We start from the raw sequence: 24,363 nt of genomic DNA, 5'->3' as shown, positions 1-24,363 counted from the left end.
CTCATCGCGACCATGCCCCGAGCGCCGACAGGTCGAGGCGGCCTGCGGCGAGCGGTGGGCACCAGAAGTAGCTGCCGGTCTCGGGGCGGGTGAAGCCGAACAGCGCGTCGACGATCCCGTCGTCGTGTCCGAGCATGCGGCGCAGCTGGGCCTCGAAGGCGTCGAGCGAGCGCCCAAAGGCCGCGAACAGCAGGCCCTCTCCGCCGGACTCGGCCCACGGCATCGAGCGCCGCAGCACGAACGCCTCGGGCTCGAAGCTCTCCTGAGCGGTGCGCTTGACGTGAGCCGACGCGGGGGCGTCCTCGAGCTCCTCGTCGTCTTCGTGGCGGCGTCCGATGACGTGGTCGCGCTGGCGAGGGGTCATGGCGCCGAAGCGATCGAGATCGTGGCGCCAGGCTTGCAGCGCAACGAAGCTCGAGCCATCCAGGCCGGGGCCGGCCCCCTTCAGGAACGCGGCGGCCAGGGCATCGTCGCCCGTGGGATTCTCGGTGCCATCGACATAGCCCGTCAGATCCCGGCCTTCGGCGTAGCGGAAGGTGTCGAGGATGCGGTCGAGCGCAAAGCCCTCGGCGACGATGCGAGTGAGCTCGCGGCCGCGGTGGAGCAACTTGCCGCGATCGTCCCCACGCATCCACACCCACAGCGCCCAGGGCGTGGAGGGGACCGCGAGGCCAGGTCCGGTGAGGCAGGGGTGTTCGCGCAGCCCGGGCACCTTGCCCGCGTGCTCGCGCACGACCGACGAGCCGAGCCCGACGACGTCTCCCCCGAGCTCCCGTGAGGCCAGGGCGGCCAGCGCTGCCGAGGGATCGCAGCCCGGGCGCCGACGAAAGAACAAGTGGCGCGCGACGAGGGGGACGTCGTCGAGGATTCCCGGCTGGGCGCTCATGGGGTGGCTTGTACCGTCTGCGTCGCTCGATGCGACAGGGCGTCTCCCGAAATTCTTCGAGTATCGCAGGCCTCGGAAATCGCCGGCGCGGTGATCCATGGATCGAACGCTGTACGCAGGGCCATCCACCCCACCGGGGAGACCCCCGGCGAAGTCGTTTGGCCGGCCTCGGGGGCTGCGATGCGGCGGTTGCTGGTGCGGCGTCGCGCTACGCTTGCAGGCGTGGAGCTCGACGCGCGCACGAGGATGGCCTTGCGACCAACGATGACGACGATGATGCTGAGCCTCTGGCTCGGCGCCTGCGCTGGAGGTGGCGACGGGGGCACGTCGGCCTGGGATCCGCTGGCGGACGACACCGACGCGGCCTCGACCGGCGGCGACGAAGAGGCCTCGACCGGCTCGGCCGACGAGACCACCGGCGGCGGAACGTCCGGGACGATCCCCGGATGCACGCCCGGCGAGACGATCGCCTGCGAGTGCCCCGACGGCTCGATGGGAATGCACGTGTGCAACCCCGAGGGCGACGGCTACTATCCCTGTGAGTGCAGCGACGGTGGGAGCTCGGACGGTGGCGACGAGACCACGGGCGACGAGCCACCGCCTCCCATGGGCAATGTGGTCTGCTACCCCGGGCAGTCGGGCGACTTCAGCACCTGCCTGCCGATCCACGAATTCGCCCCGCTGCCCGCGGGCTACGAGTATCCGCCGCCCTACATGGGCGACCCCAACTACCGCTCGCCGGTCGCGCTGCTCGATCTCGAGGAGCTCGATCCCGCCACCTACCTCGCGCCCAATTTCCAGCTCGGCGAGATCGCCCAGGCCGACAAGGGGCGCTACGCGGTGGTGCAGGTCCACGCGATCGTGTCGCTGCAGGCGCTGCGCGATCAGGTCGGCGCGCTGGGGGTCAACTCGGGCTACCGCTCGCCCGCTTACAACGCCAGCGTGCCCGGGTCGGCCACCTACTCGCGGCACATGTATGGCGACGCCTACGACCTCAATCCCCTCGAGGTCGGCCTGGGGACGCTCGAGAACGCCTGCACGTCGCACGGCGGGATGCTGGTGGAGTACACCACCCACGTGCACTGTGACTTCCGCTTCGATCCGGTCGACGAGGAGTTCTTCGGGATGGCGATGGACGGAGGCGAGGGCGAGCGACCGCAGTTCCAGGCCACGCTCGAGCCGGGCGACGACGGCGTGTGGCGGGCCCCCGCCGAGGGCTTCGACGAGGGGGAGCCGCTGCGAGAGTGGACCGCGCTCGATGCCTCCGGGCAGGTGCTGCTCACGATCACCGCCACGGACTTCGTGGCGCCCCCGGGAGCGGCCAGCGTACGCGTGCGGGTGGGCGCTCGGCTCGAGCGCACGATGGCGGTGCCATGAGCGACGTGATGGAGGGGCTTGCAAGGAAGAAAGGTGACCGCGACGAGGGATGTGAAGACGTTTTCGTGCTCTACCGTTGAGCTACCGGCCCGTGAGTGGTGGACCGGCCCGGATTCGAACCGGGATCCCGTCGTCTGAAGCGATGTAGTCCTCACTGCATTCGCGGTCGAAGATCGTGTCGTGGAGGGGGTGGGGGAGAAAGGTGGCTGCGACGAGGAGTCGACGGGACGTGATCGTTACCAAGATGTAGTCTCGCCTGCATTCGCAGCCAGAGGTCGGGTCGTCAGATCGAGATGCGCTCGATCTCGTGCACCCAGTGGTCGGGGTGCATGCGGTCGTGAACGAAGGCGTCGATCATGGTGAACACCGCGTCGGAGAAGCCGCCCACGTTGAGGATGTCGGCCCGGTCGGGGGCCTGGATCGTCGGGCTGGGCTGCACGTCGATGCACACCAGCTTGGCCTTGGGGTTGAGCCGGCGGTACTCGTCCCACTGCGTGAGCACGGCGGTACCGGAGTTCCAGCCGCGGTCGCGGTCGATCCACGACTGGTTGTCGGACACGAAGATCACGAGGTTTCCCTTGGCCTTGCGCCGGTTGAGCTCGCGCAGGGGCGCGCTGCAATCGGTGCCCCCGCTGGGCAGCGAGGCGAGCCGCTTGGCGTTGGTCAGGATGCTGTCGCGGGGCTCGATCGCGCACGGCTGCACGCGGTCGTGGAACGGCATCACGGTGGCCTGACGGTTGCTTCGCAGGATCGCCGCCGCCACCAGGGCGGCCACGTCGACGCAGCGCACGGCCGAGGTGCCACCCTTGCGGTGGCCGGTGACCGGCGAGTGCATCGAGCCCGAGACGTCGGGCAGCACGTACACGTGGCCGTTGATGCGGGGCACGTTGGACACCGCGTGCTCCATTGCGTCGTGCAGGGCCTCGCGCAGCTCGTGGGGGAGGTCCTTGCCCGCGTGCGCATGGGCGACCATGAGCTGGTAGGGGAACGCCTTGGCCTGGCGGATCTCCTCGCGGTCGGACAGGCGAGCCGCGATCTGCTTGGTGAGCGCACGGTCCTCGAACACGCCGTGTCGTGCGAACGTGGCGAGGTTCATGCGCGTCATCTGCCACTTGGCACTGCGGGCGATCTGGCGCCACGCCTTGGTGTCGAGCGGCAGGCTGGTCAGCATCTGGAACGGAACGTTGGGGAGATCCTGGGTCTGGTCGGCCTTGTAGGCTTCGTAGGCCTTCACGAGCTCGGGCAGGGCCTGAGGATCGTAGGGGCGCCCCACGAGGTAGCCGAAGAGCGCGCGACGGCTCGCGGTGCTCGGGGTGGGGTGCACCATCTTGATCACGTCGGCGAGCGAGGGGTCGTTGCCCACGCTGGCGCGGAACAGGGTCGCGTCGGTCTGCTGCTCGAGCCACCGCGTCACCAGCCGCTTGGGGCGGGTGCCCAGCGAGCGCCGGCCGGTCACGCCGCTGCGGACGATCTGCACGAAGCCGCGCAGCATCTTGCCGTTGTCGCAGACCCGGTCGAACACGCGGTCGAGGGCGTCGCCCTGGCGACCCGCGAGCACCGCGAGCAGCAGCGCCGGCATGTCCTTCATGTACGCGCGCTGGCGCGCGTAGACGGCGGTGCGCGCGATGAAGTCGTCGGGGACTTGGTTACAGAGCTCGATCACCTTGTCGAGCTGGGCCATCGGGGTCGCGTAGAAGGTGGTGCCGAAGCAGCCGGTGGCCGCATACTGGGCCAGCGCCTGTCGAGCCGAGCGGGCGTAGGCCTTGCCGCCGGCCTCGTTGCGAGCATTGGCGGGGGCGGTGCGCCGGGCGGCGGATCGGAACAGCTGGGCGTGGGCCATGGTGGTCGGTCCTTGCATGCCGCCGGGGTGGGGCGGCCGATGGCCCCTGGAAGAGCACGATGCGGGCCAGCGCCGGGCAATCGTCCCACCCCTCCGAGAAAGCTCCATGATATCGGGCATGTAGTGGAAGAGGAGCCCCGGTCGAGAGACTCTCGGCCATGCCGCGATTCTATCCAACGCTATCGATATCGATATCGATGGCGCAGAGGCTGCGCAGCGTCTCGTTCAGCGCGTCGATGTCCACCGGCTTGACCAGGTGAGCGTCGAAGCCCGCTTCCTTCGTCTTCCTTCGATCCTCGGGCTGGCCATACCCGGTCAAGGCAACGACGGGTGTCTCGCCCAGTGAAGGGTGGCTGCGGATCGCTCGCGCGACGTCGAAGCCGCTCATGCCGGGCAAGCCGAGGTCGCACAGGACGACGTCGGCTCCTCGCTGGGAGAGGGCTCGCAGCGCATCGGAGCCGGTCTCCACCACCTCGACGCGGTGGCCGAGCATCTCCAGCAGGTCGCGCAGCGACTGGCCCGTGTCGGTGTTGTCCTCCACGACGAGGATGCGGTGAGAGGTGACCTCGGCGGTCTCCATTCGGTCTCCCCTTGCAGGTGAGGTGGTCAGCGGCAACCGAACCCGAAACTCTGCGCCCAACCCCAGGCCTTCGCTGTGTGCCTCGATGGTGCCGTCGTGGAGCTCGACGAGGCCCTTGGCCAGAGCCAGGCCGAGGCCGAGGCCACCGGCAGAGCGCGCGATCTCTTGGCTCTCCTGCTGGAAGGGCTCGAACAGGCTCTCGATCATCTCCGGCCGGATGCCGACCCCGCTGTCGCGGATGCGGAGGTCGGCACGGTCGCCATCGATCCGAAGCAGCACGCGGATGCTGTCCCCGGCGTTGGTGAACTTGATGGAGTTTCCAACCAGGTTGTCGATGACCTGCACCATGCGAACCTGATCCGCGTAGATCCACACCGGTTCGGGGGGCGGGTCCTGGAGCAGCGCCAGACCGCGGGCTGCTGCCTCGGGGTGTCGATCCTGCAGGACGGTGTTCACGACGTCGCGCAGGTCGAGCGTCTCTCGTTCCAGCCGGATCTTGCCACGTGCGATGCGGGAGACCTCGAGCAGGCCATCGATGAGCCGCGTCATGTGCACGGACTGTCGCTCCAGCACCCCCTGCGCCCGCTGCAGCAGGCCGTCCCCGGGGGCGACGCTCTTGACGACCTCCGCGGCGTTGCGAATGGCGGCGAGCGGGTTCCGTAGCTCGTGCCCCAGCATGGCGAGGAACTCGTCCTTGCGCCGGTCCGACTCGAGCAGCCGCTCGTTGGCCTCTGCGAGCGCAAGCTCGGTCTCCTTGCGCTCGGTGATGTCGGCGAAGAGGATGGCGACCTGGCGGCCTCGTGGCGGACCATGACGCCATGCGTAGACGTCGTACCAGCGCTGGAGCTCCGCGGCGCGACTCTCGAAGCGCCTCGGCTCACCGGTCAGGACGATGCGGCCGTAGGTCTCGAACCAGTGCTCTTCGTGCCCGGGAGCGAGTTGGCGCATGCGCTTGTCGGCGGCGTCGACCAAGCCGGTGTGTCGCTCGAACGCCGGGTTGACCTCGAGGAAGAGATAGTCGACCGGCTCGTCGCGCTCGTCGAACAGCACCTCGATGATGCAGAAGCCCTCGTCGATGGACTCGAACAGCGAGCGGTACTTTTCTTCACTCTGGCGAAGCTTCTCGACGGCCGTCTGGTGTGCCGTGATGTCGCGGATGCCCAGGAGGATCTGCGCGTCGTCGAGCTTGCGCGCGTTGAGCAGCATGATCCGCTCGCCGATGCTCTCGAAGTCGTGTCGAACCTCGAAGTCGTGGAAGGCGTTGCTGTCGGGCACGTCCTCGAGCAGCTTCCGCAGGGCGGAGATGTTCCATTGCCCGTTGCCGAGGTCGTAGATCTTGCAGCCGATCGTTTCCAGTGGCGCCACCGCGAAGTGCTCGAAGAACGCCGGATTGGCGCTCTTGACCGTCAGGTCCGCGTGGAGCACCAGCAGCGGCTCGTGCAGGGTCTCGACGATGCGCTCGGCGTACTCCTTCGCCTTGGCGAGGTCTTGCTCGGCCTGCTTGCGGTCCGTGATGTCGCTGGCGGCACCGAACCACGCGGTGATCTCGCCGCCGTCGTCGACGATGGGGATCGCGCGGGAGTGGGTCCAGCCGACCGTACCGTCGACCCGAACCACGCGGTGCTCGAGTTCGAACACCGAGCAGGTCTCGATCGCCTGGTCGATCGACTGGGTGACCCGGGGCTGTGCGGGCTTGGGGATGTAGGTCTGCAGCCAGCTCTGGCGGGGCTTGCGGGTGTCGGGGATGAACTGGCGCCCCTCGAGCTGCCGCATCACCGTCCAGTCGGGGCTCATTTGATAGATCACGTCGCTGGTGGCCGCGGTGAGGGCGCGAAAGCGTTGCTCGCTCTCACGCAGCGCCGCCTCGGCGCGCGCCCGCTCGACCGCCGCCCACGTGCGATCCGCGACCTCTTCGATGAGCGCGACGTCCTCGCTCGACCACTCGCGCGGGCGGTCGTGATCGACCACGAGCACGACCACCAACTGCCCGTTCTTGACGAGCGGAACGCCCACGAAGGCGCGCGTGGTGAACGGCTCGTAGGCCCGTCGCTCGGCCTCGTTCAAGCGGTGGTCGGCACCGATGTCGTGGACCACCATCGTGCGCCCGACGCGATAGGTCTTGGCGAGATGGGTTCCGAAGTCATCCAGCCGGAAGCGCCCGACCGCCGGCGGCGTGCCGTCCGCATGGCCACCCAACGACTCGACGTACTGCCCGCTTGGATCGGCCTCGTAGTAGTGCGCACGGGCGATGCCGAGACGTCGCCCGAGCACGCGCATGGCCACGTTCTGGATCTCGGCCGGATCGCCGAGCGGCCTGAGAGCATCGCTGAGCTCGAGCAGGAAGGCCTGGCGCTCCTCGCTCTGGCGCAGGGCGTCCTCGAGGCCGACTCGCTCCGTGGTCTCCTGAACGACGTTGAGCGAGCCGACGATGCGGCCATCCGGCTCCCGGATGGGCGTGTGGGAGTAGGTGAAGCACGCCTCGGCGGCCTTGCCTCCACGATGGATCACCACCCTGTGGTCCTCGTGGTAGAAGGGCTTCCCTCGCTGGATGACGCCCTCGAGCACCGGCCCCAGCCAGTCCCAGAACGCGTTCCAGACCTCCCGGCCCGGGCGACCGAGCGCCCAGGGATGTCGGTCCGGGCCAAGCGTGCGCGAATAGCCCTCGTTGAAGATGAGCACCAGCTCGGGCCCGGCCCACACGCACATCGCGGTCGGTGAATCGAGGCACAGCCGTACCGCCGTCTGCAGGCTCGCGGGCCAGCGATCCACCGCGCCCAGAGGCGTTCGCGTCCAGTCGATCTCGCGGCAGGCAGCCCTGACCGGTCCTGGTCCAGCAAAGAGGGTCGAAGCGGGGTCCTTCATTCGCGGGCTGCGCTCGGTGCTCGTCTCGGAATCCACTCGATCCTCCTCATACCCCGTCGCATCGAGGATGCCAGTGCTTCCGCGAGCATGCAGACGCCACCTCGTTTCCAGCGCATCGCCGACCTCGCCACGTTGCTCGAGGTCGGCAAGAGATGGCCGGCCCATGATCCGGGTCCGGGTTCGCCTTGCGCCGACTCAGCTCGCCGCGCCGTCCCCGTGGAGGTCCTGCCAGTGCAGCCCGTGCTTGGCCAGGTACTTGCGCAGGCGATCCGCATCGTTGACCGAGGTTCGAGCGCGTCGCGACGCGGCGAACAGCGTACGCCCGGCCTCGCTGAGGCTGCGGCTGCCCTTGCAGACCCGCAGCACCGCGGCCAGCTGCACCCGGTCGAACAGGTCGAGATCCTCGTAGGCCTGCTCGCCGAGCACGCTCACGATGAGGCCGCGATCCAGATCGACGTCCTCGCCGCGGCCCCAGGCGCGACGCAGTCGCTCGGTCTCCTCCGCGACCCCCTTGGCCGTGATGCGACCGCCGGGCGCCAGCGTGGCCATGCGCTCGACTGCGGCCGAGAAGTCGCGGAAGTTCCCCGCCCAGGTGGCCGCGGGCGAGGTGGCAAAGCGCAGGAACGCCGTCTGAGCCTCGCGGCTGAAGGTCACGCGGGCGTTCTCGCGGGCGGCGTAGCGCTGCAGCTCGTACTCGAGGTTGGGCGGGATGTCCTCGGGTCGCTCGCGCAGCCCGGGCAGCTCGAAGGTCCACAGATCGATCCGCGCCAGCAGATCCTCGCGAAAGCGGCCCTCGCGGACACGCCGGCCGAGATCGCGGTTGGTGCCCGCGATCAGCTGGAAGTCGCTCTCCACCTCGTGGTCGCTGCCCACCGGCAAGAAGCGCTTGTCCTCGATCGCGCGCAGCAGCATGGCCTGCTCGTCGAGCCCGAGCTCTCCGATCTCGTCGAGGAACAGCACCCCGCCGTTGGCACTCGCGAGCACCCCCGGGCGGTCCTTGACCGCGCCCGTGAACGCGCCCTTGGCGTGGCCGAACAGCATCGACATGGCCTGGTCGCCGCGCAGGGTGGCGCAGTTGATCTCCATGAAGCGGCCGGTGCTCGAGACCTGCTTGCGCTGGCGCTTGAGCTCGTAGATCCGCCGCGCCAGCCGGGTCTTGCCCGCGCCGGTGGGCCCGGTCAGCAGCACCGGCGAGCGCGAGCGGATCGCCACCTGCTCCACGCGCGCGATGAGCTCGTTGAACGCCCGGTTCTTGGTGTCGATGCCCGCCTTGAGGAACGACAGGCCCTCGCGCTGATCCTGCCGAAAGCGCGAGGCGATCTGATCGTACTTGGAGAGATCGAGGTCGATGATGCGGTGAAGACCCGGATCCCCGCCCTTGGTGCGCCCGCCCGGGGGCGAGGTCTGCAAGAGGCGCGCGGGCAGCTCGCGCGACTCGGTGAGCAGGAACCAGCAGATCTGCGCCACGTGAGTGCCCGTGGTGATGTGCACGAGGTAGTCCTCGGCCTCGGGGCGAAAGCGCTGGGCCCGAACGAAGTCGAGCAGAGCGGCGTAGACCTCCTCGAAGTCCCAGGGGTCCTTCATCTCGATGACGCTCGGGCGCACCTCGGTCTCGGGCGAGACCTGGACGATGTCCTCGGCGAGGGTGCGGGCGAGGTCGGTCCAGTGAGGCTGGTGCAGCAGTTCGAAGCGGCTGACCAGCAGGTCCTCGTGGCGGCACAGATCCACGGTGGGGCGCCATCGCCCCCAGCGCTTGGGCCCGACGCCGGCGTCGAGGGTCGAGCCGACCAGACCGAGGACCACGACGGGCTTGGGCTCGCGCGTACGGGCCATGGCCAAGCTTATCAGTATGGATAAATCAGCGCGTCACATGGATACGACCGAGCCCGGGTGATGCCCCCAAGGGCCCGAAATCACTGTGGTTCCGTGCTGGAACGCCACCTGCTCATTCCGGGCTCGTCCCACGGACCGAAGGAGCCGATGATGGAGACCACGACCATGACCACGCTCGATCCCAACCTCTACCAGGTGACCAACGAGGACGGGGGCGTTCCCGTCAAGCACTGGACCCGCGGGGTGCCGGTGGAGGATGCGGCGCTGCGGCAGCTCTCGAACGTGGCCAAGCTGCCCTTCATCCACCGCTGGGTGGCCGCGATGCCCGACGTGCACGTGGGCGTGGGCGCGACCGTCGGTAGCGTGATCCCCACCAAGGGGGCGGTGATCCCCGCGGCGGTGGGCGTGGACCTCGGCTGCGGGATGATGGCGGTGCAGACCTCGCTCCGCGCCGAGCACCTGCCCGACGGGCTCGGTCACGTGCGCGCGGCGATCGAGGCGGCCGTGCCCCACGGGCGCAGCAGCCACGTGAGCCGGCGCGGCCGTGGTCATGATAGGGGAGCCTGGGGAGTCCCGCCGTCGGTGGTCGGCGAGGCGTGGACCCAGCAGTTGTCGGCGCGCTTCGACGTGATCGCCGACAAGCACCCCGCGATCGCTCGGAGCAACAACGTCGCTCACCTCGGGACCCTCGGGACCGGCAACCACTTCATCGAGCTGTGCCTCGACGAGCAGGACCGCGTGTGGGTGATGCTGCACAGCGGCTCGCGCGGGGTGGGCAACCGCATCGGCAGCTACTTCATCGCGCTGGCCAAGGAGGACATGAAGCGCTGGTTCATCAACCTGCCCGACGTCAACCTGGCCTACTTCCCCGAGGGGACCGAGCACTTCGCGGACTACTGCGAGGCGGTCACCTGGGCCCAGGACTTCGCGCGGATCAACCGCGAGCTGATGATGGAGGCCGTGCTGCGGGCACTGCAGCAGGTCCGCGACCTGCCTCCGTTCACGGCGGGGATCTCGGCGGTGAACTGCCACCACAACTACGTGGCCCGCGAGCGTCACTACGGGGCCGACGTGTGGGTGACCCGCAAGGGCGCGGTTCGAGCGGGGAAGGACGAGCTGGGGATCATCCCGGGCAGCATGGGAACCCGCTCGTACATCGTGCGCGGCAAGGGCAACCCCGAGAGCTTCTGCTCGTGCAGCCACGGCGCGGGGCGCAGCATGTCGCGCACCGAGGCCAAGAAGCGCTTCACGGTCGAGGACCACATCAAGGCCACCGAGGGCATCGAGTGCCGCAAGGACGAGTCGGTGATCGACGAGACCCCCGGCGCCTACAAGAGCATCGATGACGTGATGGCCGCGCAGGCCGACCTGGTCGAGGTGGTGCACACCTTGCGACAGGTCGTGTGCGTGAAGGGGTAGCGCGATGGACGGGCACGAGGATCGCGAGCCCCTGACGGTCGACGGTGCCCAGGGCGAGGGGGGAGGTCAGGTGCTCCGCTCCTCCCTCGCCCTCTCGCTCGTCACCGGGCGACCGTTTCACATCCACCGCATTCGCGCCCGACGGCGCAAGCCGGGGCTCTTGCGGCAGCACCTGACCGCCGTGCGAGCGGCGGCCGAGGTCAGCGGGGCGACGGTCGAGGGTGACGCGCTCCGCTCGCCCGAGCTCCGGTTCGCGCCGGGCCCGGTGCGGGCGGGTGACTACGGGTTCGCGGTGGGCAGCGCGGGCAGCACCATGCTGGTGCTGCAGACGGTGCTGTGGCCGCTGCTGCTCGCGCCGGGGCGCTCCCGCTTGACGCTCGAGGGTGGCACCCACAACCCGATGGCGCCGCCGTTCGACTTCGTGGAGCGCTGCCTGCTGCCGCTCTTGCACGCCATGGGCGCGCACGTGCAGGTGGAGCTGCGGCGGGCGGGGTTCTACCCGGCGGGCGGGGGCGAGCTGGTGGTCGAGATCGACGGCGGGCACCCGCTGCGACCGCTCGAGCGCCTGCAGCGGGGAGCGATCGCCGAGACCTTCGCACGCGCGCAGGTCTCGAGCTTGCCGGTCTCGATCGCCCGTCGCGAGCTCGAGGTGGTGCATGCGCGCCTGGGCTGGTCGCGACAGTGGTTGAAGACCGAGCGCGTGAGCAGCCTGGGTCCCGGCAACGTGCTCATGCTCGAGCTGCGGCACGACGGGGGCACCACCTTGGTCACGGGCTTCGGCGAGAAGGGCGTGTCGGCCGAGGAGGTGGCGGTGCGCACGGTGGAGGAGGCCGAGCGCTTCATCGCGGCCGGCGTTCCCGTGTGCGAGCACCTCGCCGATCAGTTGCTCGTTCCGCTGGCGCTGGCCGGCGGCGGGAGCTTTCGGACGATGGAGCCCTCACTCCACACGCGGACCAACGCGGAGCTCGTGCAGCGGTGGCTGCCGGTCTCGATCACCCTGCACGACGAGGGTGGCGGGGCGTGGCGCGTGGACGTCGGGCCGCGGTGAGCCGCTGGCGTCGGCGGACGGCGGCCAGCACCACCATGGCCCAGGCGCCCCACGGAGCGAGGTCGTGGCCCCGGGGCCGCTCGGCTCGACATCCACACCCGGACCCGGGGTCGGGATCGGTCTGGGCGCCGCTGGTGTCGTCCGAGGAGCCCGGGCCCGGGCCGACGCCGGAGCTGCCCCCACCGGAGGTCGAGATCGGGCCGGCGGTGTCGTCGAGGACATCACCGGTGGTGCTGTTGGGGTCGCCGGGCGTGGTGGTCGAGCCCACTCCGCTCGTGCTGCCCATCGCGCTCGTGGTGTCGCCGACGCCATTGCTGGTGCTCCCGTCGCTGCTGCTGCCGCTGTCGCCGGTGCTGCCCGCCGGGGGGAACTCGTCGGCGGTGGTGACGATGACGTCGTCGAGATCCCACTGGCCGTCGGCATCGACCACGTAGATCTGGAACCCGTACTGCTCGCTCGGCACCATGTCGGACACGTCGAGCGTGTCCGTGTCGGTGTCGTTCAGCGTCACCGCCGGGCCGCTCGTCTGCGTCCACTCGATCGTCACCGTGTCGTCGTCGGTGATGACGGCCATCAGCGACGTCGACGGCTGGTCGACCACGAGGTCGTCCGGCGCCGCCACGTCGGGACGGTCGAGCGACAGGAACCACGAGTACACGCCGTCGGGATCGAGCGCCGCGCTGTACGCTCGAAACGTCGCCGGGACGCCGCAGCCCTCGTCGGCGAGCCACTCGCTCGCGGGGAAGCCCGAGCCGATGGGGTCGACGGTCTGGATCCACGAGAAGTGCGCCACGTTGTGGTACATGGTCAAGCGCCCGGGAGGCCGTGGCTGACCGACGATCGACTGGCACTGTGCCGATCCGACGTAGACGTCGGGGTGATCGTACTGGTACGCCACGCCGACCATGTTGCAGGGGGCGAACACGCCGGGCCCCAGGTTGCCGTCGGCATCGTCCTCGCCGTGGAACACCCACAGCGCGGTGTCCTGGAAGTAGCAGGAGGTGTCGGACTCCTCGACCGCTCCGCCCGGGGTGGGCGCCACCGCGGCGAACCGACGCGGGTTGTCCCGCGTGTACTGGAGCACCGCGCGTCCACCCTGGCTCATCCCGATGAGGTAGAGCCGCCGTGGATCCACCGGGTACTCGTCGACGATGAACTGGATGAAGTCGTCGAGCGTGGCGATGTTCCAGGGCGTCTGCGAGCCCGGCGGCACCGGGTGCTGCGGCGAGATCACGATGAACGGGCGCAGGACGTCGTCCCAGTCCCCGTTGCGGATCAGCTGCTGGGGGCCCCAGGTGAGGTTGCGACACAGACCATCGTTGCCGCAGGCCCCGGCGGTGCACACGTCGACGCCTCCGGGGCACGACGAGACGTCGTCGTACTCGCCGATGCCGGGCAGGAACACGACCAGCGGCCACTCCTGTCCGGCCGCCGGGTTGAACGCCGCCGGTAGGTACTCCCAGTAGCCGTAGATCCACGGATCACCGGGTGTGTGGGCGATGCCCCGCAGCGCGCCAGGGGTGAGCTGGGCGTCGTAGGGGATCACGGCGTGGGCCGGCGTGGGCCCGAGCATCGCGGTCGCTGCGGCGGCTCCGAGCCACCCCGACCATCCCAACCATCCCAACCATCCCGTCCTGGAGCGTCGGCGCATCATGGCCCGAAGATATCAGGTCTGCGACGAGACGAGGGGGCATTCCCGCGCGTGGCACCGGGCCCTTGGTCTAGGGAGCGGAGGTCACGACGATGTCGTCGACGAACAGATCCGAAGGGATTCCGGCGATGTGCTGCGACCACGCGTCGATCGCCAGCCCTCCTGGCTGGTCCTGGAGACTCGGAGTGTCGTCGGTGACGTCGACGTCCCAGCTGCCGGGCTCGGCGCTTCCCGCCGGCCAGATGCGGGTCTGGAGCCGGGTGGTCGTGGCATCGAGCTGGGTGACCCTAAACCGCACGGCATACACCATGCCGGCCGCGATCGGGTTTGGCGCATACTGGGACAGGATCATCTCCTCACCGTCGACCTCGCGCCACACGCTGATCCCGTGGGGAGGCGTGAACGCCTGTGAGAACGAGGCATAGCCCTCGCCCGGAGGCGCGGTGTCGGTGAGGAACCCGGCGTTCTGGCGCAGGTAGAAGCCCACACCCTGGGTCTGGGGATCGGACATCTCGAACGTGAACGTGCCCTCGACGTCGGCACACGCCAGCGGCGCGAACATGCGCGCCAGCGAGTAGTCGGAGGTGACGGGCAGCAAGCGGCCACGGCCGCCCTGTACGTCGGCGAGCAGCACGCCGCCCACCGAGGTCCATGGCGCAGGCCAGGCGCTGCCGTTCGGGAGGCCATCGAACGACTCGACGAAGCCGCACTCGTCGGGCCCGTTGGTCTCGGTGCCGTCGGTGCCGCTCGAGCCGGTGTCGAGCGTGGCTCCCACCGTGCTGGAGTCCGTGCCCTCGATCGTGCTCGAGCCGGTGTCCTGGGGGAACTCGCCGGTCGAGGTGGGGGCCGTCGTGCTGGTGGGGGGCGGATCGGTCACGGGCGGATCGGTCGTGCTCGTGGGGCTCGGGTCGGTGCTCGAGCCCTGGGTGGCGTCGCCTTGCACGGGGTTGCCCTGGCAGCCGGCGAGCAGGGCGAGCGCGAGGGAGACGGACACATGCAGACGAGCATGGATCCGGGGCTGGCTTCGATGGGCCAACGATCGCTGGCCGTGGTTGGTGAGCACGAGGACCATGGGGCGCCCGGGAGTCTACCGCGCCGGCGCGCCGTGGGTTTGGTATTGATCGATCTCCATGCAGATCGGCCACGGTCCCCCCTTCGTTCGCGAGTCCCTCTTCGGTGGCCATGGCCGCGTGTTGGTGTGGGACCTGCTGCGGGGACGCGCGGCTCCGCCCTTCACCGCGGTGCTCTCGTGCGTGCTCGAGGAGAAGGGCCACGTGGGGCGCCACGTGCAGCAGGAGTACGACGAGATCGTGGTGGGCCTGACCGGCTACGGCGAGGCGCGGGTCGACGGCAAGCCGCAGCCGTTCGGGCCCGGTGCGGTGGTGTACCTGCCGCTCGGCTCGGCGCTCGAGCTGACCAACGAGGCGCCGGACAAGGAGTTGCGCTACCTCATCATCAAGGCCACGCGCGATCGCTCCGAGGACGAGGCGGTGGTCGAGGCGGAAGACGCCACGGGCGAGCCCGAGAGCGGAGGCGAGTCCGAGCTCGAGATCGTGGCCGTGGACGACCCCGAGCGCGACGGAGCGGCGGTCGTGGCCGGAGTGATCGAGGACGACTGATGCCTGCTACGATTGCGCGCATGGCAAGGCACTCGATGCGACACCCCGCGGTGATGGCTGGTCTCGGCCTGCTCGCCGGCTTCGTGCTGGCGCTGGCTCCGGCCTGCGCTGGCAAGGGCAAGGGCAGCCGCAACCCCGAGGAGTGCATGAAGCGCTGCGAAGAAGACGTGTGCGGCTACGACCCCAACGCGTGGGGCAACGACGAGTACCTCGAGTGCCTCGACGGGTGCGAGAGCAAGTGCGGCTGAGCTCGCCCGCTACCGCTTGGCCGCGATCAGCTCCTTGGCGCGGTCGAGCGCTTCGCTGGCGGGCACGGCCACGTGCGGCTGCACGCCCGTGCCCTCCCAGTTGGTCTTGGTGATCGGGTTGATCGCTCGCCCCACCGGCACGATGGCCACGAAGTGGTCGTCGACGCGCGTGCCGTCCACGGGGTGCGCGCCGCCGCCGGTGGTCTCGCCGATCAGCGTGGCACGCTTCAGCTCGCGCAGGTTGTTGGCGAACTCCTCGCCGCCCGAGAACGTCTCGCCGCTGATGAGCACGTACACCGGCTTGTCCTTGCCGAAGTGCTTGCCGGGGACGGAGGGGTTGGTCCAGTACTCGGTCGTCTCGTTGCGGTGGCGGTAGTAGAGGTCGTTCAGGTGCACCTTCTTCTTGCCGAACAGGTAGCTGCACATGAACGCCACCGTGGCCGGATCGCCGCCATGGTTGTGGCGCAGGTCGACGATCAGCGCCTTGGTGTCGGCGACCTTGGTCATGGCCTCGGTGATCCCGTCCTCGACCAGCTCGACGGGGTGGAACAGCCGCACGTCGACGTAGCCGATGTTGCCCTCGAGGACCTCGACGCTCGCGATGCCGTAGCCCTCGCGCGTGACCTCGGCCCGATACTGCTCGATCTGCTCGGGGGTGGGCTGGTCGCTCTCCGGCTCGGGCGGGAGCACCTCGACGGAGTAGTGGATGCCCAGGTGCTTGTCGTGGCTGACGTCGCGCAGGTCGTCGGTGAGCCGGCTTGCGAGCTGCTTGCCGTCGGTCAGCGCGTCGTAGTGGCCCGCGTCGCGCTCGGCCCGGATGCGGGCCTGCATCGCGGCCGCCACGTCGGCGAACACGTAGTCCTCGAGCGCATTGGCGACGCCCTCGACCGTCGCGTGGCGAGCGGCATCATCGAGCGCAGGGGGGTCCGCGCTCGGCGACTCGGCCTCGCTGGCCTGGGCGGTGTCGGCAGCCGTGGTCTCGAGGGGGGGCGGGGGGGTCGACGTCCCCTTGGAGGGGCCACAGGCGGCGACGAGGGCTAGACCGAGTAGACGGGCGCGGAGCGTCATCGGGCCCTCTGACCCGCATCACGCGCCGGTGGATTCGGATCATTTCTCGAATGCTCGTGACGGCAGCCCCATGGCCATGAGCTCGCGCTGTGGCAGCTCCTTGCCGCCGAGGTAGTAGCGCCGCGAGGCCTCGGCCGAGCGGAACATGTGGTCGTAGAGCTCGCGCACCTCGGGGTTCTGCTCGAGCACCTCGGGGGGCCAGTCCGGCAGCTGGGGCTGGCCCCCGGCCAGCGGATCCTGGGCGAACGCGAGCCGATGCTCGAACAGCAGCCACGGGCGCTCGTGTTCCTTCACGTTCCACACCACCTCACAGGGCAGCGCAAAGGGGCCCAGCTCGACGATCACGTCGAGCTCGAGGTCGTCGAGGGGCTTGCGCTCGGGGCTTCGTTCGTAGGGGTCGGTGTCCAGCAGCTCGGAGAAGCGAACCCGGGCGCGATCGTCGGTGGCCTCGAGCACGTCGAGCCGTCCGATGATCCGACGTCGAAGCGCCTGGCCTCCGCCCGCGAGCATCTCCACCGTTCCGTCGTCGTGGATCTCGATGAAGTGCAGGTAGTCGTAGCGGTGCGGGTTGGCGGACAGGCGGCCGGGGGTTCGCAGGGTCTGGCGGAGATCCATGGTCCGAGCGTCACACGAGCGAGCCCCGGCGGTCACCCCATCCGCGGCGGGCTCGTGGTGGGCGCCGCGGGGCGAGACCACGTCGCATTTGCGAGCGGCGGGACGCGATCGCTACGATGCGGTGCGTTCCATGGCCACCGCCGCGCTCACCATTCCTCGCCCCGACGACTGGCACCTGCACCTGCGCGATGGTGCACCCATGCGCGCGGTGGTCGGCCACACCGCGGCCGTGTTCGGGCGCGCGATCGTCATGCCCAACCTGCGGCCGCCGGTCGAGACGGTGGCCCAGGCCGAAGCCTACCGCGCGCGGATCCTCGAGGCGCTGCCGGCGGGATCGCGCTTCGAGCCGTTGATGACGCTCTACCTCACTCCCCGCACCACGGCCGAGGAGGTCGCCCGCGCGGCGGCGAGTCCCCATGTGCACGGGATCAAGCTCTACCCGGCGGGCGCCACCACCAATTCCGATGCGGGGGTGGCCGACCTCGGCGGCATCGAGGCCGTGCTCGCGGCGATGGAGGAGCACGACCTGCCGCTGCTCGTCCATGGCGAGAGCATCGAGCCCGGCATCGACGTGTTCGATCGCGAGGCCGTGTTCGTCGAGCGGCAGCTGGCGCCGCTGTGCGAGCGGTTCCCGAGGCTGCGCGTCGTGCTCGAGCACATCACCACCGCCGACGCGGTGGAGTTCGTGCTGGGGGCGCCGCCGACGGTGGCCGCCACGATCACCCCGCAGCACCTGCTGCTCGACCGCAACGCGCTGTTCGACGGGGGCATCCGGCCGCACCACTGGTGCCTGCCCGTGCTCAAGCGTCGGCGTCACCGCGAGGCGCTGCTGCGCGCGGTGGCCTCGGGCTCGCCCAAGCTCTTCCTCGGCACCGACAGCGCGCCGCACGAGGTGGGCACCAAGCATGCGGCCTGCGGCTGCGCGGGGATCTTCTCCGCTCCGCTGGCGCTGCCGCTCTACGCCGAGGCGTTCGAGGAGGCCGGGGCCCTGCATGCGCTCGAGGGCTTTGCCAGCCGGCACGGCCCGGCCTTCTATCGCCTGCCGGTGGCGACCGAGACGGTGACCCTGCGTCGCGAGCCGTGGAGCGTGTCGGCGAGCTACCCCTTTGGCGAGGGCCACGTGGTCCCGCTGCGTGCGGGCGGCACGGTGGCCTGGCGCGTGGAGTCGGCACCATGATCGCGGTGCGCCGTGGGCGGGCGTTCTTGCCGGTGCTCGCGTTGGTGGCGAGCTGCTGGCAGTCGTCGGGGCCCTCGTCCCCCACCGTCTCGCCGACCGCCCCGTCTCCGCGACCCGTGCCCGGGCCGACCGCGCCGGCCGGGCCCAGCGATCCCTTCGTCGAGCTCGCGTCGGGCTGGCAGCATACCTGCGCGCGTCGGCAATCGGGCACGGTGCTGTGCTGGGGCAACAACGGTCATGGCCAGCTCGGCAACGGCACCCGCGAGAGCTCGTCGCGCCTGGTGAAGGTCGAGGGCCTCGCCGATGCCGTCGAGCTGGCGGTGGGCACGGACTTCTCCTGCGCGCGTCGCCAGGCCGGCGGCGTGATCTGCTGGGGCAACGATGAATTCGGCCAGCTCGGTGGTGGTCGGGGCACCAAGCCGGGGGTGCTCTCGCTGCGACCGACGGCCGTGACGGGTCTGCGCCCGGCGATCCAGCTCACCGCGGGCGAGTACCACGCGTGCGCGCTCGAGCAGGGCGGCACCGTGCAGTGCTGGGGCGACGCGCGCAACGGCCAGATCGGCAGCGATGCCAAGCCTGCGTTCGGTCGGCCCGTCCCCATCGAGCAGCTCGGCCCGAGCACCCGCATCGCCTCCGGTGCCGCCCACGTGTGCGCGCTCGAGGCCGCGGGGCGGGTCAAGTGCTGGGGTCGCAACACCGAGGGACAGCTCGGCGACGGCAAGTCGGGCAGCCGCATCAAGCCGGTGGTGGTGGCCACCATCGAGGACGTCGTCGACCTCGCCTCCGGCCACCACCACGTGTGTGCCCGCCTGCGCAGCGGCGGGGTGTGGTGCTGGGGCAGCAACGCGAGCGCGCAGCTGGGCGAGAACGCGGGCCGCGATCGCAAGCGCGGCACGCCGGTCGAGGTGCCCGGCCTGCGCGAGCCGGTGGTGGCGCTCGCGGGCGGCGGAGAGCACACCTGCGCCCGCCTCCAGTCGGGCCGCGCCCTGTGCTGGGGCAGCAACGCGGCGGGGCAGCTCGGCCAGCGCAGCACGATCCCCACGCTGCCGCGGCCCACCGCCGTGCGAGGCATGGGCGACGCCGTCGCGCTCGCGCTGGGCCTGCGGCACACCTGTGCGCTGCGCAAGAACGGCGAGGTGCTGTGCGTGGGGTCCTCCGAGCTCGGCACGCTGGGCCCCTACGGGCCCCGCTGAGGCGAGTGCGTCGCGCTCGATCGCGGCGTCACGGTGGCGCGGGGCTGCGAGGCCGTTCAGGGGCGGGGACGCAGACCGGCGCGGTTGGTCGATTTCTTGTGGTGGCCAGCAGCGAGGTGTTAGCCCGATCGAAGCATGGAGCTGCTCGTCTTCTGCCGGTGCTATCGCCCCTGGGGGGCGTCCGCCGAAGAGCCAGCCCGGCGCGAGCTGGGGGCCTGCGTGGGTGACCGCGCGGCGGCGCTGGGCTGGGGAGAGCGGCTGTGTGCGTTCGTGGAGGTCCGGCTGCCGGTGACGGTGGTCGATCCCTGCACGGAGATCGAGCTGCTCGTGGCCAAGGCGTTCGCGGCCTGGGGGCACCCGGGGGGAGGGCGAGTGCTGCGGTTTCGCAATGCGCGGGGCAGCGTGGCGATGCTGCTCGAGCCAGGGTTCGAACGGGCGCGGGATCTGAGCCGGGCGTTGCAGCCGCTGCTGCCGCAGGCGCGAACGTTGCTCGAGCGGGCGCAGGCACCGGTGGTGCGCGCGCGGCCGGTGGTGCACGCGGGCGAGGGGTGGCGATCGGCGGTGCCGGAAGTGGTGGCGGAGGATCGGGCCATGCGGCTGCGGTTGCCCACGTCGTCGCCGGGACGTCGCTTCGCGGCACCGCACGTGGGAGGCTGAGGTCGGCAGCACGCGCTCGGCGTGCAGACTGTGCGCGCAACCCCTCGCTGTCGCCTGCGCCCGATCCACGAGGTCCCACGTGACCGCGTCCGCCGGTCATCGTCGGTCGGTCGGACGGGGGGTGCGATGCGGCCGAGGTGGGGTCGGGAGCGAGGTCGGGACTCGCGGTCTTGTTGGAGTGTGGCGACGTCCGCTATCGTCTTCGCCGAGCATGGACAAGAAACCGCGAGTCTTCACGATGTCGTTCGGGAGCGTGTACCCGCTCTATGTGCAGAAGGCAGAGAAGAAGGGGCGGACGAAGGAAGAGGTCGACGAGATCATCACGTGGCTCACGGGCTACAGCGGCGAGCGACTCGCGCATGTGATCGACGCCAAGATCGATTTCGAGACGTTCTTTGCCCAGGCGCCTCGGATGAACCCGAACGTCGGGCTCATCACGGGCGTGGTGTGCGGCGTGCGGGTGGAAGACGTCGCCGACCCGCTGATGCAGAAGATCCGCTACCTCGACAAGCTGATCGACGAGCTGGCGAGGGGGAAGAAGATGACGAGCATCCTTCGGCGGTAGCCACGGTGGGGCTCACGGGGCGGCGGGGCGAGCGACGTCGGCAGGGTGGGGTCGAGACCCCGTCGTCGGGTATTGCGATACTGGCGGAGTAGGGTGGGGACCCCGTCGTTGGGTATCGCGATACTGGTGGGGTGGGGTCGGGACCCCGGGGTCGGGTATCGCGACACGGGGGGAGCGGGGTCGGGCCCCGGGGTCGGGTATCGCGATACTGGTGGGTAGGGGTCGGGACCCCGGGATCGGGTATCGCGATACCCATCAGGTGCGGTCGGGCGGTCGTTCCGGCTCAGGCGACGGCCTCGGCGACGGCGGGCTCTGCCGGTGCGCCTGGGTCGTCCTCGGCGGCGGTTTCGCTCGGGCTCGGTCGGCTCGAGCTGGCCAGCTGGGCCCGGTGGACTTCGAGCGGCCGCAGGGCGGCGAGGACCTGCGTGAGCGTCTCGGGCTCGTCCTCGTCGAGCAGGGTGAGCACGGCGCTGCAGTGGCGGGAGATGGCGCGCTGGAGCTTGCCACGCAGGCGCGCCAGATCGGCGGACTTGCGATCGTCGCGGGACATTCGGTCCTCGACCATCGCCTCGTACTCGACCTGACATGCACGCAGTGCCACCAGCAGCTGCGGGCCGAGCAGCGCGTCGAGCTCGTCGGCGAGGCCGTCCTGGTCGATGAGCCGCAGGATCTCCGCCGTGCTCTCGGCCTGCTCGGCGTAGGTTTTTTGGGTGAACGTCAGCCCCTCGCTTCCGAACAGCCGGATGGCCAGCGCTCGTGCGCGCGTGGCCTGCTCCTGGCCCTCGCGCACCGCAATGGCCACCGCGCGGCGCTTGCCGTGCTTGGCCAGCACGACCGGCAGGCTCGCGTGCGCGAACGAGGCCTTGGCCTCGAGCCCATTGCGCACGGCCGCCCACAGGGCATCGGTGCAGGCGTCGAGGGCCAGCTCGTACGAGAGATCGACGGGCACCGACTCCCGGCGCCGCATCGTCAGGGCCTCCTCTGCGTCCTCGATCACCTGCACGAGGGCGTTGGCCGTGCGCTCGATGACCCCGGACTCGTCTCGCGGCGCGAGCTCGGCGAGAGCCCGGGCGAGGGCGAGCATGCTGCGAACGTTGCCTCGAGGAGCACGCTGGTAAGGGGAGGGATCGAAGGTCTCGAACGTGGGGGCTGTCATCGGTGGTGCAGCGTACGGGGTGAGCGTCGAACGGCGAGCACCAATGTGGGCCGATGCGGCGATTTGGGTGGATCGCGAGTGGGCGGTTGGGGGATGGACGGTGAGGGGGTGCGGAGGAGTGTGGTCGGGGAAAGGCGGAGGCTGGTGATCGGGGTCGTGGGGCGAGCAGGGCGGTCGGTCGGGGAGCCGTTGCTTGACCGCAGCGCGGGGCGTCGAAGGATGGCGGTGGAGGATCTGTCGGGCAGAATGTACTTGCCGCAGATGTCGCGTTCGGAGAGCCCGCGGAAGTGCCGCGAGGCGAGGTCGGTTGCTCGCCTCTCAGGCGAGCTGACGCGGGACAGTGCGGTCGGGGGAACGGCTCACTGCTGATCCGACACGTCTGCAAACACCTGATCCCAATCGACCTCGAGCTCGGCAAAAGAGCATGGTCGTGATTGACATGGCGGCGGAGTTTCCTAGCTCGTCACTCGATGGCGGCCCGGATGGGGTTTCAGGGGCTCGGGGTGGGCATTGGGATCATGGTGCTCGCGTCGGCGTGCCCGGGTGACGACGTGCCCACGGGTTCGGGCACGGGTGGGGACGAAGACATGCCCGATGGCTTGGATCCGGGGCCAGGCGGGCCGGGGTGTGTCGAGGCGATCGGGATGCCTCCAGGGTTCTCGCCCCACGAGCCGGTGGCGGCCTCGCAGCCGGGGACGGTGGAGCACGTCGTGCACATGCACGGCGATGCGGTCGAGGCCGAGTCGTCATCGAGCCAGGCCGGGGGCCCGTCGCCCTCGTCGCTGACGGCGGCCGGCCGAGCGGTCGGTGCGACCACGCAGGACCCGCACATTCACGAGCGGTGGGGCGAGTCGCGCAAGATCGAGCTGTCGTACTGCATCAACGGGATGCCCGGCGAGGACGCGGAGAACGAGGTGGCCTACCACAAGATGATACGGGCGCTCCATTCCACGATGGCGGAGTGGGAGCGCGTCAGCGGGGCGAACTTCGTGCACGTGCGGGAGGACGACCGGCCGGATGCAGATCCGTTCATAGTCCAGCAAGGAGGCGTGCAGATTGCGCGGGCCGATTGCCAAGCGGGGACGAATGCCTACTTCGGTGTGATATCGGCCCAAAACGCGGCACAGGGCGTCACGAATGCGGTTCCGCAGGCATGGGGCGATCCTGCGCTCGAGGAGCTTGTCAGATTTTTTGTGTATGAAGGAGTCGCACCTTTTAGAGGGGCAGTCGTCCTTCAAAGTGGATCGCCAGCTGGTTGAGGGCTCGACTCCAGCCTTTCGGAGGACGAGTCCAGCGCTTCTCGGCAGCTACGACCGCGAGGTAGATCAGCTTGAATGCAGCGTCGTCGGTGGGGAAGTGTCCTTTGCCGTTGACCAGTTTCCTGACTCGGGCGTTGAACGACTCGATCGCGTTGGTCGTGTACAGGATGCGGCGTAGGTCGGGCGGGAAGTCGAGGAAGGGAACGACTCGCTCCCAGCTCGAGCGCCACGACTGAGTGACAGCGGGGTACTGCTTGCCCCATGCCTTGTCGAAATCCGCGAGGGCGGACTCGGCAGCGTCACGATCGACCGCAGTGTAGATCGGCTTGAGATCTCTGGCTACTTGTTTTCTGTCCTTCCATGAAATTAGTCGAGTCGAGTTTCGGATCATGTGCACGATGCAGGTCTGCACCGTCGTCATCGGGAAGACACTCTCGAGTGCTTCGGGGAAGCCCTTGAGCCCGTCCACGCAAGCGATGAGGATGTCCTCGACCCCGCGGTTCTTGAGCTCGGTGATGACCTTGAGCCAGAACCTCGCGCCCTCGGTCTCCTCGAGCCACATGCCCAGGACTTCCTTGCGGCCCTCCAGGCCGACACCGATCGCCAGGTAGACCGACTTGCGCCGGACGGTGCCGCCGTCGCGGATGCGGACCACCAGGGCATCGAGGTAGACGATCGGCCAGACCGCCGCCAGAGGCCGCTTGCGCCACGTCTGGATGTCCTCGAGGACGACGTCGGTGACCCGGGAGATCAGGTCGGGCGAGACCTCGGTGCCGTACAGCTCGGCCAGGTGCCCCTGGATCTCGCGGGTGCTCATCCCACGGCCATACAGCGACAGGACCTTGTCGTCGAAGCCGTCGAGCCTGGTCTGCCGTTTCTTGACCAGCTGCGGCTCGAAGGTACCGTTGCGGTCGCGTGGCACCTGCAGCTCGATCTCGCCGTCGTCGGTCTTCACCCGCTTGGGGCTCGTCCCGTTGCGAGGGTTGGCTCGGGGCTCCTCGCCGCGCTCGCCCTTCGGGTAGCCGAGGTGCTCCTCGAGCTCGGCCTCCAGCACGCGCTCTACGAGCCGCTTGGTTATCAACTTCACCAGGCCGTTGCTGCCGAACAGCTCCGTGCCCTTCTTCAGATCCAGATCCGTGATGAACTTGTCGATGGCTTCGGTCTCCATGGTTGCTCCTGCGTCTGGTTGGAGCCCATCTTCAGGCTGAAGCCCTCACACACAGAATTTCTGAGTGCGCCATGAAGCTTGGAGAAGGAGGATTGCCATGTAGCAGCACGAAACCTTCTTTCGTGACCCTGTGGACCTCGAC

General features: G+C 69.5%; 20 protein-coding genes. 10 read left to right on the top strand and 10 right to left on the bottom strand.

Features of this window, described 5'->3' with window-relative positions:
• Window position 1: 1 nt before the first annotated feature.
• Window positions 2-886 (bottom strand): Dyp-type peroxidase, encoded by an 885-nt coding sequence (locus tag OEB96_RS14735; protein WP_266216405.1) that lies wholly within the window; start codon window positions 884-886, stop codon window positions 2-4.
• Window positions 887-1,159: 273 nt separating this feature from the next.
• On the opposite strand from OEB96_RS14735, the gene OEB96_RS14730 reads away from it, so the two are divergent.
• Window positions 1,160-2,263: a D-Ala-D-Ala carboxypeptidase family metallohydrolase gene (locus OEB96_RS14730; protein WP_266216403.1), complete on the top strand. Its 1,104-nt coding sequence runs from the start codon at window positions 1,160-1,162 to the stop codon at window positions 2,261-2,263.
• 283 nt (window positions 2,264-2,546) lie between these two features.
• On the opposite strand, the gene OEB96_RS14725 is transcribed toward OEB96_RS14730, so the two are convergent.
• The 3 genes from OEB96_RS14725 to rtcR all read right to left on the bottom strand — a co-directional run bounded on the left by OEB96_RS14725 (window position 2,547) and on the right by rtcR (window position 9,378).
• Window positions 2,547-4,103, bottom strand: coding sequence for a vWA domain-containing protein (locus OEB96_RS14725; RefSeq protein ID WP_266216401.1), 1,557 nt, complete (start codon window positions 4,101-4,103; stop codon window positions 2,547-2,549).
• A 169-nt stretch (window positions 4,104-4,272) separates the two neighbouring features.
• The gene (locus OEB96_RS14720; protein ID WP_266216399.1) at window positions 4,273-7,581 is read right to left on the bottom strand and encodes an ATP-binding protein; all 3,309 of its coding nucleotides are present in this window, start codon (window positions 7,579-7,581) and stop codon (window positions 4,273-4,275) included.
• Between the two features lie 159 nt (window positions 7,582-7,740).
• Window positions 7,741-9,378 carry an RNA repair transcriptional activator RtcR gene (gene rtcR, locus OEB96_RS14715; RefSeq protein WP_266216397.1) on the bottom strand — a complete coding sequence of 546 codons (1,638 nt, stop codon included), beginning with the start codon at window positions 9,376-9,378 and terminating at the stop codon, window positions 7,741-7,743.
• A 165-nt stretch (window positions 9,379-9,543) separates the two neighbouring features.
• Between rtcR and OEB96_RS14710 the strand changes: the two genes are divergently transcribed.
• A complete protein-coding gene (locus OEB96_RS14710) occupies window positions 9,544-10,797 on the top strand; it encodes an RtcB family protein (RefSeq protein WP_266216395.1) in 1,254 nt (417 codons plus the stop codon).
• Between the two features lie 4 nt (window positions 10,798-10,801).
• On the top strand, window positions 10,802-11,845 hold the full coding sequence (rtcA, locus tag OEB96_RS14705; protein WP_266216393.1) for an RNA 3'-terminal phosphate cyclase: 1,044 nt from the start codon (window positions 10,802-10,804) through the stop codon (window positions 11,843-11,845).
• On the opposite strand, the gene OEB96_RS14700 is transcribed toward rtcA, so the two are convergent.
• Together OEB96_RS14700 and OEB96_RS14695 are read right to left on the bottom strand one after the other, a co-directional pair.
• Entirely contained in the window at window positions 11,790-13,499 is a 1,710-nt protein-coding gene (locus OEB96_RS14700; RefSeq protein ID WP_266216391.1) for a carboxylesterase family protein, read from the bottom strand. The genes rtcA and OEB96_RS14700 overlap by 56 nt on opposite strands.
• Window positions 13,500-13,566: 67 nt before the next feature.
• Complete coding sequence (locus tag OEB96_RS14695; RefSeq protein ID WP_266216389.1) at window positions 13,567-14,490, bottom strand: hypothetical protein; 924 nt, start codon at window positions 14,488-14,490, stop codon at window positions 13,567-13,569.
• 136 nt (window positions 14,491-14,626) lie between these two features.
• On the opposite strand from OEB96_RS14695, the gene OEB96_RS14690 reads away from it, so the two are divergent.
• Both OEB96_RS14690 and OEB96_RS14685 read left to right on the top strand, forming a co-directional pair.
• Window positions 14,627-15,115, top strand: a complete 489-nt coding sequence (locus OEB96_RS14690; RefSeq protein ID WP_266216387.1) for a cupin domain-containing protein — start codon at window positions 14,627-14,629, stop codon at window positions 15,113-15,115.
• Between the two features lie 20 nt (window positions 15,116-15,135).
• A complete protein-coding gene (locus OEB96_RS14685) occupies window positions 15,136-15,363 on the top strand; it encodes a hypothetical protein (RefSeq protein ID WP_266216386.1) in 228 nt (75 codons plus the stop codon).
• A 9-nt stretch (window positions 15,364-15,372) separates the two neighbouring features.
• Here OEB96_RS14685 and OEB96_RS14680 read toward each other — a convergent pair whose 3' ends face one another.
• Together OEB96_RS14680 and OEB96_RS14675 are read right to left on the bottom strand one after the other, a co-directional pair.
• Window positions 15,373-16,431 carry a S41 family peptidase gene (locus tag OEB96_RS14680; protein WP_266216384.1) on the bottom strand — a complete coding sequence of 353 codons (1,059 nt, stop codon included), beginning with the start codon at window positions 16,429-16,431 and terminating at the stop codon, window positions 15,373-15,375.
• 39 nt (window positions 16,432-16,470) lie between these two features.
• Window positions 16,471-17,046 (bottom strand): hypothetical protein, encoded by a 576-nt coding sequence (locus OEB96_RS14675; protein WP_266216382.1) that lies wholly within the window; start codon window positions 17,044-17,046, stop codon window positions 16,471-16,473.
• Window positions 17,047-17,176: 130 nt separating this feature from the next.
• Here OEB96_RS14675 and pyrC point away from each other — a divergent pair, with 130 nt between their 5' ends.
• From pyrC to OEB96_RS14655, 4 genes are all read left to right on the top strand, one after another.
• Entirely contained in the window at window positions 17,177-18,223 is a 1,047-nt protein-coding gene (gene pyrC / locus OEB96_RS14670; protein ID WP_266216380.1) for a dihydroorotase, read from the top strand.
• Window positions 18,220-19,416, top strand: coding sequence for an RCC1 domain-containing protein (locus OEB96_RS14665; RefSeq protein ID WP_266216379.1), 1,197 nt, complete (start codon window positions 18,220-18,222; stop codon window positions 19,414-19,416). Before pyrC ends, OEB96_RS14665 begins: the two co-directional genes overlap by 4 nt.
• Before the next feature lie 135 nt (window positions 19,417-19,551).
• Window positions 19,552-20,073 carry a hypothetical protein gene (locus OEB96_RS14660; protein WP_266216377.1) on the top strand — a complete coding sequence of 174 codons (522 nt, stop codon included), beginning with the start codon at window positions 19,552-19,554 and terminating at the stop codon, window positions 20,071-20,073.
• Window positions 20,074-20,284: 211 nt separating this feature from the next.
• Window positions 20,285-20,638 (top strand): DUF2200 domain-containing protein, encoded by a 354-nt coding sequence (locus tag OEB96_RS14655; RefSeq protein ID WP_266216375.1) that lies wholly within the window; start codon window positions 20,285-20,287, stop codon window positions 20,636-20,638.
• 283 nt (window positions 20,639-20,921) lie between these two features.
• On the opposite strand, the gene OEB96_RS14650 is transcribed toward OEB96_RS14655, so the two are convergent.
• Window positions 20,922-21,794, bottom strand: a complete 873-nt coding sequence (locus tag OEB96_RS14650) for a hypothetical protein (RefSeq protein WP_266216373.1) — start codon at window positions 21,792-21,794, stop codon at window positions 20,922-20,924.
• A gap of 470 nt (window positions 21,795-22,264) precedes the next feature.
• Between OEB96_RS14650 and OEB96_RS14645 the strand changes: the two genes are divergently transcribed.
• Complete coding sequence (locus tag OEB96_RS14645) at window positions 22,265-23,053, top strand: hypothetical protein (RefSeq protein WP_266216371.1); 789 nt, start codon at window positions 22,265-22,267, stop codon at window positions 23,051-23,053.
• On the opposite strand, the gene OEB96_RS14640 is transcribed toward OEB96_RS14645, so the two are convergent.
• Complete coding sequence (locus OEB96_RS14640) at window positions 23,010-24,221, bottom strand: IS256 family transposase (protein WP_266216369.1); 1,212 nt, start codon at window positions 24,219-24,221, stop codon at window positions 23,010-23,012. The two genes, OEB96_RS14645 and OEB96_RS14640, sit on opposite strands and share 44 nt — an antisense overlap.
• Between the last annotated feature and the right edge of the window lie 142 nt (window positions 24,222-24,363).

It is taken from the genome of Paraliomyxa miuraensis (assembly GCF_026337845.1).
GTDB lineage: Bacteria > Myxococcota_A > Polyangia > Nannocystales > Nannocystaceae > Paraliomyxa > Paraliomyxa miuraensis.
Note: the sequence above shows the minus strand (reverse complement) of the source record. Positions and strands in the feature narration are given on the sequence as shown.

Coding starts and splice junctions, on each gene's coding strand:
- OEB96_RS14685 (WP_266216386.1), top strand. CDS start 15,136: ATGGCAAGGCACTCGATGCGACACCCCGCGGTGATGGCTGGTCTCGGC.
- OEB96_RS14665 (WP_266216379.1), top strand. CDS start 18,220: ATGATCGCGGTGCGCCGTGGGCGGGCGTTCTTGCCGGTGCTCGCGTTG.
- OEB96_RS14730 (WP_266216403.1), top strand. CDS start 1,160: ATGATGCTGAGCCTCTGGCTCGGCGCCTGCGCTGGAGGTGGCGACGGG.
- pyrC (WP_266216380.1), top strand. CDS start 17,177: ATGGCCACCGCCGCGCTCACCATTCCTCGCCCCGACGACTGGCACCTG.
- OEB96_RS14650 (WP_266216373.1), bottom strand. CDS start 21,794: ATGACAGCCCCCACGTTCGAGACCTTCGATCCCTCCCCTTACCAGCGT.
- OEB96_RS14655 (WP_266216375.1), top strand. CDS start 20,285: ATGGACAAGAAACCGCGAGTCTTCACGATGTCGTTCGGGAGCGTGTAC.
- OEB96_RS14710 (WP_266216395.1), top strand. CDS start 9,544: ATGACCACGCTCGATCCCAACCTCTACCAGGTGACCAACGAGGACGGG.
- OEB96_RS14645 (WP_266216371.1), top strand. CDS start 22,265: ATGGCGGCCCGGATGGGGTTTCAGGGGCTCGGGGTGGGCATTGGGATC.
- OEB96_RS14725 (WP_266216401.1), bottom strand. CDS start 4,103: ATGGCCCACGCCCAGCTGTTCCGATCCGCCGCCCGGCGCACCGCCCCC.
- OEB96_RS14690 (WP_266216387.1), top strand. CDS start 14,627: ATGCAGATCGGCCACGGTCCCCCCTTCGTTCGCGAGTCCCTCTTCGGT.
- rtcR (WP_266216397.1), bottom strand. CDS start 9,378: ATGGCCCGTACGCGCGAGCCCAAGCCCGTCGTGGTCCTCGGTCTGGTC.
- OEB96_RS14675 (WP_266216382.1), bottom strand. CDS start 17,046: ATGGATCTCCGCCAGACCCTGCGAACCCCCGGCCGCCTGTCCGCCAAC.
- OEB96_RS14700 (WP_266216391.1), bottom strand. CDS start 13,499: ATGATGCGCCGACGCTCCAGGACGGGATGGTTGGGATGGTTGGGATGG.
- OEB96_RS14660 (WP_266216377.1), top strand. CDS start 19,552: ATGGAGCTGCTCGTCTTCTGCCGGTGCTATCGCCCCTGGGGGGCGTCC.
- OEB96_RS14640 (WP_266216369.1), bottom strand. CDS start 24,221: ATGGAGACCGAAGCCATCGACAAGTTCATCACGGATCTGGATCTGAAG.
- OEB96_RS14735 (WP_266216405.1), bottom strand. CDS start 886: ATGAGCGCCCAGCCGGGAATCCTCGACGACGTCCCCCTCGTCGCGCGC.
- rtcA (WP_266216393.1), top strand. CDS start 10,802: ATGGACGGGCACGAGGATCGCGAGCCCCTGACGGTCGACGGTGCCCAG.
- OEB96_RS14680 (WP_266216384.1), bottom strand. CDS start 16,431: ATGACGCTCCGCGCCCGTCTACTCGGTCTAGCCCTCGTCGCCGCCTGT.